The sequence below is a fragment of the Candidatus Hodarchaeum mangrovi genome (assembly GCF_975850365.1).
In genome coordinates this window covers 1-9,358 of the sequence record NZ_CDLCQJ010000037.1, presented here as the reverse complement: position 1 = coordinate 9,358, position 9,358 = coordinate 1, and the positions used below count along the sequence as shown (strand labels likewise).

General features: G+C 31.2%; 9 protein-coding genes. 4 read left to right on the top strand and 5 right to left on the bottom strand.

The window, feature by feature from the left end:
- Together ACWVCY_RS04470 and ACWVCY_RS04465 are read right to left on the bottom strand one after the other, a co-directional pair.
- On the bottom strand, window positions 1-900 hold a 900-nt coding region (locus ACWVCY_RS04470), incomplete at its 3' end, for a hypothetical protein (RefSeq protein ID WP_455140616.1).
- A gap of 5 nt (window positions 901-905) precedes the next feature.
- Window positions 906-1,373, bottom strand: a complete 468-nt coding sequence (locus ACWVCY_RS04465) for a hypothetical protein (RefSeq protein ID WP_455140614.1) — start codon at window positions 1,371-1,373, stop codon at window positions 906-908.
- Window positions 1,374-1,672: 299 nt separating this feature from the next.
- Here ACWVCY_RS04465 and ACWVCY_RS04460 point away from each other — a divergent pair, with 299 nt between their 5' ends.
- Together ACWVCY_RS04460 and ACWVCY_RS04455 are read left to right on the top strand one after the other, a co-directional pair.
- Window positions 1,673-2,788 carry a bifunctional phosphoglucose/phosphomannose isomerase gene (locus tag ACWVCY_RS04460; RefSeq protein WP_455140613.1) on the top strand — a complete coding sequence of 372 codons (1,116 nt, stop codon included), beginning with the start codon at window positions 1,673-1,675 and terminating at the stop codon, window positions 2,786-2,788.
- A gap of 107 nt (window positions 2,789-2,895) precedes the next feature.
- Window positions 2,896-4,251 carry a geranylgeranyl reductase family protein gene (locus tag ACWVCY_RS04455; RefSeq protein WP_455140612.1) on the top strand — a complete coding sequence of 452 codons (1,356 nt, stop codon included), beginning with the start codon at window positions 2,896-2,898 and terminating at the stop codon, window positions 4,249-4,251.
- A gap of 1 nt (window position 4,252) precedes the next feature.
- On the opposite strand, the gene ACWVCY_RS04450 is transcribed toward ACWVCY_RS04455, so the two are convergent.
- Complete coding sequence (locus ACWVCY_RS04450; protein WP_455140611.1) at window positions 4,253-6,052, bottom strand: hypothetical protein; 1,800 nt, start codon at window positions 6,050-6,052, stop codon at window positions 4,253-4,255.
- On the bottom strand, window positions 6,040-6,804 hold the full coding sequence (locus ACWVCY_RS04445; protein ID WP_455140610.1) for a hypothetical protein: 765 nt from the start codon (window positions 6,802-6,804) through the stop codon (window positions 6,040-6,042). The genes ACWVCY_RS04450 and ACWVCY_RS04445 overlap by 13 nt, the downstream gene beginning before the upstream one ends.
- Window positions 6,805-7,021: 217 nt before the next feature.
- Between ACWVCY_RS04445 and ACWVCY_RS04440 the strand changes: the two genes are divergently transcribed.
- The gene (locus ACWVCY_RS04440; protein ID WP_455140608.1) at window positions 7,022-8,287 is read left to right on the top strand and encodes a hypothetical protein; all 1,266 of its coding nucleotides are present in this window, start codon (window positions 7,022-7,024) and stop codon (window positions 8,285-8,287) included.
- The gene (locus ACWVCY_RS04435; protein ID WP_455140606.1) at window positions 8,284-8,889 is read left to right on the top strand and encodes a rhomboid family intramembrane serine protease; all 606 of its coding nucleotides are present in this window, start codon (window positions 8,284-8,286) and stop codon (window positions 8,887-8,889) included. The genes ACWVCY_RS04440 and ACWVCY_RS04435 overlap by 4 nt, the downstream gene beginning before the upstream one ends.
- Window positions 8,890-8,912: 23 nt before the next feature.
- Here the strand turns inward: ACWVCY_RS04435 and ACWVCY_RS04430 are convergent.
- The coding region (locus ACWVCY_RS04430) for a V4R domain-containing protein (RefSeq protein WP_455140605.1) at window positions 8,913-9,358 on the bottom strand (446 nt) is incomplete at its 5' end.

Sequence of the window (9,358 nt, the reverse complement as noted above, 5' to 3'; positions counted from 1 at the left end):
TGGCCATAAACTGTTAGATTCAGAAGCGTGGACATCAAATTTATGATGGAACTCTTCTAGCATATGAATACAATAATGTTCAATATCCTTTTTCGTAAACCTTTTTAAAACAACTGGAGGTTCAATTCGGCCTTGAACTGCACTTGATGATAAATCTAGAAGCTTATCCCATAGTGTTGCTAAACACGAAAGACACATTAGAAAATTTGAGGCTTCATTGAACATCTTTTTTAGATTCTCAAGAAATTGCAATTCGGCCTCTGGTCCTAATGAAATAAATAAAGATTCAAGCTCATCAACAAAGAAAATTATTGGCTTATCTATAATCTTTAAAATTATTTTAAGGGCAGCAAATGCAAGTTCTTCATCATCCATAATTGTACGTTTAAATTGGGTTGTTTCCTCATCTAAATCAAATCCAGTTAACCATTTCAATGCTATTTTAGACTGTTTTTGATTTTTTAAAGCGAAAAAAGCGTCAAGTACAATATTTCCCAATCCAGAATAATCAACTGCTGCATGTTCTACTTTTGAATATTTACCTGTCAAAAAATCTGCAATATATTCAAGAAGAGGTGCTCCACCAGCTTTTACTGTTTCAAAATAAAAATGGGAATAAATTCGCTTAGGATTACTGGGAACAGGAATATATACTACGTATGCATCATTAATGGTTTCACGAAGAACCCAATAAAAATGAGTTTTACCAAAACCAGCCTCCGCAATTATTGGAAGAATTACGGACTCTCTTTTTTTCTTTCTAATAATATCAAGGAATCTGATGACTTGATTAAGAGCTTCTTTATTGGGTCGATTTAGGTTAAAAAGCTCGGGGATGTCTGCACGAGCAGTAAAATTATGAAAAGGATTTTCTACCATTAGATTTGCAACGTGAGTCATTTTTATTACGCCTCAAACATAAGATAATAATATATCCCAGTCCCAGAGTTAGATTCAATACCTCCCTGTTTTGCATAATTCTTAGATAACGCAGTATGGAGCGTAAGAACTCCCTTATCATGTAAATTTAATAATTTAGAATTAAAATATGAATCTGGTATTCTTAAATTATTTAACTTTTTTTTAACTTCAGGAATGCGAACCAAGGGTTTCATAGGAGTTCGTAAACTATGATAAGCAGCTTTTATAAGTTCTAGAAATTCACCATCTGTAATCTTGGTATTAGGGTTCAATTCTCGAGATAAATAATTTTGGCCCTCTGTAGTGATTTGATATACACTCTTTGTTCCTTTTTTCCGTTGAATAAAACCTTTTTCAATTAATTCTTCCAGTATAATCTTCTCAGCATCAGTTCGAGCAAAATATCCTTTTTCACCTAAAAACTGAACGACTTGAAGGTAATTTTGTTCCATAAAATGATCCTCTGAACAATAATTTTTGACAAAGATCAAATAATGTAAAATATATTCCATTGACTATCTTCTAATATAAACATATTATGTAATCAATGAATAAAAACCTAGAAAAATAAGGTAAATAATATCTTGATATTATCCTAAAAGATTACTAGAAATTAAGAAAAACTGAAGTTTACTTGTTTATTATTTCACTCGCAAGATCCTTCACAAAATATCTAAACTAAATAAAATAATTCTATTATGTAAAGTCAAGGTATTATTCTATCAAAACAATCCTTCGTAGGTTTTGGATAATGGATCTGAACAATATAAAGCTAATAAAACGTCTTGATCCCCAAGGAATGTTAGATATTGTGTATAAATGGCCAGATTTCATTGAAGATGCTTTAAATACGAATATTAAAATTCCTCAACAAATCCAAATGCAAAATCAACTTATCAACTATCAAAATAAGGTCAGAAATATTCTCATCTGTGGAATGGGAGGATCTGCTGTTAGTGGTGACTATTTAACGACATTTTTAGAAAATAAAATTGATATCCCAATTTTAGTACGAAGAAATTACTCAATTCCAGAATTTGTTGATAAACAAACTTTAACTATTCTTATTTCATACTCAGGTAATACTGAGGAAACAATTTCCTGTTTGATTGAAGCCCTACAAAAAAATACTATGATTGTTGGTATAGCATCAGGAGGAAAGCTGCTTGAATTCTTTTCAAAGAATAACCTTCCATATTTCAAAATTCCAGGAGGTATGCAACCGCGTGCGTCTTTTCCTCTTCTATTATTCCCGCTTTTAAAGATTTTAGGGGATTTTGATATTTATAATTTGGATAATAATGTAATTAAAGAAATTCTGAACAATATTAAGGTAATTAGAGAAGAATGTAAGCTAGATATTCCATCCTCTGATAACCCTGCCAAAACGATTGCTAAATCTCTCTATAAAAAAATTCCAGTCATCTGGTCTCCCTATAAATGCGTTGGAAATAGAATAAAATGCCAAATTAATGAAAATTCGAAAATGCAGGCATTTTCTGAAGAGATTCCTGAGTTTAACCATAATCATATTGTTGGATGGGAATCTTATAGTGAAGAGAATCCTTTCATTATATTCATCCTACGATTCCCCTCTGAACACCCTAATGTCTCTCTCAGATTTGAAATATCTAAGGAAATGATTCGCAATAAAGTAGAAATTGTTGAAATGAATGTTAAAGGATCAGAATTACTTAATCAATTGATTTATGCAACTTATATGGGAGATTATATCTCGATTTATCTTTCAATTCTGAATAACGTTGATCCTAACACCGTACAAAGTATCGATTATCTTAAGCATGAATTGGAACTACGTAAACAGACACAATCTAGTATATTTAGAAACTTAGACAAAATAACTTAATAGTCAGACTAATTTTAAGAAATTATTTCGGATTTACTTATAATAAACAATTATAGCATTATAATAAATTCTTCTCATAATTATTAAAAACAATATCGGTGATCCTTATGACTAATTATGACATAATAGTTGTTGGAGCAGGAACAGGTGGGACTGTAACAAGTGCTGCATTAGCGAATAAAGGATTTAAAGTTGCTCTCATGGATAGAAAACCTAAAGAAAAAATTGGAATAAAGGTGTGTGGGGATGCTACTTCAACAGACCATTTTAGACGAATTAAAGATGTAATTAATATTAAACCACCACATGGAGATGAAATACGACAATATGTTAAAGGAGCATGGTTAATTTCTCCAGATCAAAAAGTAAAATTTGAATTAATCGAAGAAAACACAACAGGTGTTTTGATCGACCGATTTAAATTAGGGATGAGGATGCTTGAAGACGCTATAAATTATGGGGCGGAATTTCATGAAAATTCTATGGTTAAAGAACCAATTATCCAAAAAGATCAAGTTATTGGGGTAAAATATAGAGGAAGTGATAATAATCTACATGAAATGACAGCAAGGGTTATTGTAGACGCATCTGGAATAGGAGCGGTTTTACGTACTAAATTAGACCCCGAAAAGACTTTTATGGACATTAATCTACAGGACAAAGATGTGTGTAATTGCTATCGTGAAGTTCGTGATCTAGAAACAGAGATCGAATCACCTGGATTTATTCGTATTAAATTTGACCAGGAATTATGTCCTGGAGGGTATTTATGGGAGTTTCCACGAGGTCCAAATTCTATGAATGCAGGTCTAGGAGTAATGCGTATCAATCAATTAAATCCCCATCAACAATTTAATTTATATTTAAAACGAAAAGAAAAGCTCTATAGAAATTCAAAAGTCATTCATGGAGGAGCTTGGCGAGTTCCTCTTAGACGACCTCAAGATAATCTTGTTTGGAATGGATTTGTCCTTGTTGGAGATGCTGGAACTCAGGTTAAGCCTACAGATGGTGGAGGTATCGGAATTTCTATCCAAGCAGGAGCTATGGCCGGGAAAGCAATTACTAATGCGTTAGAGTATGATGACGTTTCAATAAAAAGTCTATGGCCATATAATGTCGAATTTATGGCAAAAATTGCATCTGTCAACGCTCCCCTAGCATTAATGAAAGATTTTGTCATTCCTTTACCAAGTTCGGTTATCAATCATATCTTCCATAAAAAGATAGTAGAAGGAGATGAACTTCTCTACGGAAATGCATCAGGTCAAGTATCAGAAGGGATTTTAAAACTATTACAACGAGCATGGCGCGGAAGAAGAATTCTTGGTACATTATTGAAATTTAGAACCGTATTAAATAAGATGAGTCAAGCCAGAGATTTATATAATAGTTTTCCAGAATCTCCAGATGACTTTATGATTTGGAGGGCTACAATAAAAAACCTTTATGGAGAAAACTGATTCATAAGAACAAATCATCCACTGCTTTTAATGATGGTGGACAAACCCTCATATTTCCTAATGCAGTGGAATAAACATATCCTGTAAATTTTCCGAGAATCTTAGTGGCTTTTTTATAAATTTCTGCATTTTCAAATGAAGCAGAGGAAACTAATAAGCTAAATAAGTCATTTCCTTTGCCAACAAAGGTGTTTAAGTTAAATCCAATGTTAAAAGATGATTCACGGACACGAAATGTGAAATCTTCGCTTTCAAAGAAAGTTTCCGGAGGTTTATTTCCCAAAAAGTCTCGAGGAAGGTCTAATAAATCTAAATATTTAGGATATCTTATATTTTCTTCATCAATAGAAATTTGAGGAGATTCTAGTATATAAAAACTTTTGATGTGTTCTAATCCAATAGTTAAGAGATTTGATATTATCTTTTCTGAATAAGGAATTAAATATGCTTGAACAGCCTCCAATCCTTCATTATATCGGATTTCTTGTAAATACTTAACTTCTTTGTTCTTGACTAGTTTAGCTGGTGATTCAATTGTTTTTTGGAGTCTAGATGGTAAACGTTCATAAAAATCATGAGCAATTATATTTTCCATGGCAAAATGAATACCACCCAGTTGCTCAAATATTGAAATTGCCTGTTTTATTTCTTTAGTTTTTTTTTCAATCGAAAAGGCATTTAAAATCTTTAGTTTTGAGTCAAGAAGCTTAATAATTTCTTCTGAAGAATGTAATTCCCAATTTTCACCTTTTTTGTGATATTTAAGCCATTTAGGTTCTTCATTTATCTTACTCACAACTAGACTATTAAAATTTGATAGTTCTTTTTCAATTGATCTTTCAATTTTTTCACAATTTTTCAAAAAAGAATTTTTGATTGATTCAAATTCCTTAGAACTGATATTTTTTCCATTTTTTAATTTCTGTTCAATTTTTTGCAATTCATTAATTGTTTTTAATTTCAATTTCTGGAGATTAGGAAGAGTCTCTTCATCAGTATCAATTGGTAATTTGTCTCTATTTTTTGTCATTTCTTCATAGGAAGAGTCAATCATCATTAAAATATGTTCTTTGTAATTTTTTTGAAAATTATTCAAAATTTTTTCTTGAAATTTTTCAAGATAGGTTTGAAAATTATCTTCAAGGTATTTACATATATCTTTAGTCTTCAATTCTTCCAAGGATGGTAAACATCCAATAATAGGGGTGTAATTCCAGGAGTATTGATTCAATTCTTTGAGAAAGCGAATTAATGTAGTAACACGATGCATTTGTTTTGCAATTACGTGGATGTTGTGATCCAAATCATGAAAGAATTTTCCAGACTTTCCTTCTTCTTCAATTAATAAAAAACAGAATAATGATGCTGTTGTGCTTATTAGAGCACCTTCAAGTTGAGTTCTAGCAAAAGAAGCTGATTCTGGATTACCTGAAAGATCATAAGTTGCTCTAGAAATTTCAAAACTTGGAAATTCTTTATCAGACTCAATAAGTTGGATTAATTCTTTCTGAAGAAGACTAGGTTGTTTATTCCGAATAGTAGATGGAGGATTGGATTGGACAAATTTTATTAAAGAATTGAAAAATGGTGTTTTTCGAACTTTTGATTCAATTTCAGCTTCAGCTAATAAGGATTCCAATTCAGTTAAATCTAACTTATCGAGTTGTGACTTTTCTGGAAATGCGATGTCAAGTAACTGTTTAGTAATAACAAGTGCTTGCTCACCAAATGGTTCATCGTTATAATTTCGTAAAAATTCAAGAAGTAATTTACCCGCAGTAATACTTTCTATCGTGGCCATTCAAATTTAACCTCACGAAGACTATCTTTGAGTAAACGAGCAGGTCCTCTAGCTTTTATTTCGTGTACCATTAATTTTTTAATGCGGAATCTCAAATTCTGAATTATTTGGTCTATATTTTTCGCTGTTATTAGAGGAGAGACGTCAGTCTTCAATGCAGATCCTAATGCCCACCAAACAGCACGATCTATGGAATTTTCTATTTTTTCAGGAAATGTTAAATCTGATAAGGTCAATCCTAAATCATTAAATAGCCTTCCGTCAATTTTGGCTAGTTCCTCTTCAAGTGTATTTGTTAATCTGAATGGTGATTCTTTCATTTGTTTACGCCAAGTAAAAATAGATTGAAAGCTTAAGTATACTTGAAATTTTTCAGGTAAAGCACCAATTAATAATATCTCTTGAAAAACAGGATTGAATAAGTACTCAGATAGATAACGTGAACCTAAAACACCGGCAAGTACTTTCATTTGACGATTAATCTGCTGTGGAAAACCAGTTTTACTCCAAACGAAAAAACCTACTAATGAATCTTGTCCCATGTTTTGGAGATATATCCGACCATTTTGGGCTTGAATATCATCCAATTGGCCCATTCCTGTCTCTGATTCCGTTAATTGGGTAATAGCAGTTAAGATTCCTCCAAATAACAAAGATGACTGTTCACTAGGAAAACCTAAGCTCACTGTAGGAATTCCATGATTGACAATAAAAAAGGCCATTTGAGGGCAGGAGGGCTTTTTCTTTGGCAATGGGATTTCCTCAGCAAATCATGCATTCAAATTTATTCATTTAAAGCTTAGGATTACAATTACAGCGAATTACAAATTTCTTTCACTAGCTATAGTTTCTTCAATTTATTAGTTTAATTTATGACATCTTTAAATTTCATTGGAATTAATTCTTGAAAAAATTTTAGAAATACAATATTTCTCTCTTGAACATCAAATTGGGAGATTTTATCTAGCAATGAAAGGAATATTTCCCTTTATGCGTAATAGTTATCTTGTAAAAGAGTTATTAAGACGGGAAAATAAATACTTCTATATCTCTATAGTTGTAAATATTTTTATTCATCTTTTTATAGGATTAATTTATTATAATCCAGTTGATTTTGTTTTACAATTTGAAGCAGCTAAGTTAATTGCTCAAGGGAGACTTTTATACAGAGATATAGGATATATAATATTTAATGATAGATTACTCCCCAATCCTCAATATCCTCCTCTTTATCTTTATACACTTGCATTTTATATTGTATTAATCGGAGTAAACAATGTCTCATGGCAACTTATTAAGCTATTTTTACTTCCTTTTAGCATTAGTATTGGGATTTTTGTTTATTATACTTTAAAGGACATACTTAGAGATTCTCCAAATAGGCAAAAAATTGCCCTTTGGGGAATGAATTGGTTTCTACTTAATCCATCAACCTTGGGAGTAATATTTGGTGGATATCATGAACATTTTATGTTATTTTGGGTCATTTTAGGATTTTTATTTTTTAAAAGTAAAAAGTATCTCAAAAGTGGGTTTTTCTTTGGATTAAGTCTCTTAGTAAAACCAACTACAATAATTTACATTATACCTCTGATTTTATATATGTTTCATGAAAAAGATAAAGGAGTTGTTAAAATAGGATTTACTTCAGCCTCAACTTTTCTTTTGGGGTCTTTACCCTTTCTTATACTCACACCAAAAGAATACATTTACGATGTATTTCTTGTTCATACCACACGACTAGATAATAACATGTCTTTCTACAATCTGTTTTTCCAAGAACTTTCAAAAACTGTAATCCCTTTTATCATTCAATTATTAGCCCTTGGAATATGTTTCGTGTTACTTTATCGAACCATTACCTTTACAGATTATTCAAAAGTGATTTATGCAGTATTTCCATTTGTTGCATTATTTTTATTAACTAATAGGATTTTGTATCCTCATTATCTACCATTCTTATTCCCCTTCTTGTCTATCAATCTTTTTGTATTAATAGAATTCCGCAAAAATCTATATTCAATACTGGGAATCTCTTTTGGCCTAATATTATTTTATATTGGGGAAATAGTATGGACCTTATTATGGATGAATAAGTTTTGGAAAACCGATCCTCTTAATCCCTTAATCTATATTTCAGCGGGGACAGCTTTACTTGGGCTGTTTATCATAACTGTATTATCTTTAATAACCTTATATAAAGGACAATTAACCAAGGATAGAGTGATAATATGAAGAAATACTCCTATTTTGATAGATTTTCCTATAAAGTTCCTTCATTTATAGGAACATTACTATTAGTCTTTGTTTTAATATCTATATATTTAATAGGGATGATTTTCTTTCCTTTTAATTTATTTATTCAGTCTCCTAGCTTTATTTCCAAGTATGGACAAAATAATAACTTAATATTTCAAGGGGAGCTCTTTCGATTGATAACTGCTATGTTAATCCATGCAAATATAGTTCACTTATTATCGAATATTCTTTTTCTAATAATTTTTGGAATAAGGCTTGAGGAGATAAAATCCAGCTGGGAAGTTATAATTACATTCATAATTGGGGGATTTATTGGTAATTGTGCATCTATTTTCTGGCTCTTTTTTTCTATTGATTTTATCTCCTTAGGAGCATCAGGAGCCGTATTTGCCCTATTAGGGGCTATTTTTTACTCAATTCCAAAAAAATCAAAATATGAACGGAGAAAAATTATTTATCTTCTGATAATTTTTTTCTTAATAACCATTGGTAATGATACAAATGTTATAGCACATTTTTTTGGATTTCTGGGTGGTATTTGTTCTTCTATTCTTCTATCCAGAATTTTAAAGAAATAACAATTAATTGGTATTTATTGATATTAATCTAATTCTGCAAGGAATTCACAATATGGATGCCCATTTGCTTGGCAATTGATTTCGCGAACACTAACATCATCCTCAACTAAAAGATCCAAACGTCCATTTATAAACCCAGAGAGAAAATCATCTAATGCGGTCACTTTTGGAGGTTTTTCTACTCCTGGAAATAATGCTGAAAGGTCTACTGTGGATAAATCTATTCCTGATGTAGCGGCACTTTCCCAAATTTTAAATTTAGCTGATTCATCATCGATTATTTCAACTGTGACGTCCGCATGGATTTTACTTTGGATAAGAATGTTCAAATAGTATTCTAACACTTCACACGCCTGTGTAAACTCCATTGGGAATGAATAACCTAGATTCCGACGCTGCATTATTCTGCTGATACTTCCTACATCTTCTAACATTTGGCCATAATGTTGACCAGCGTAGGCTAATAGTG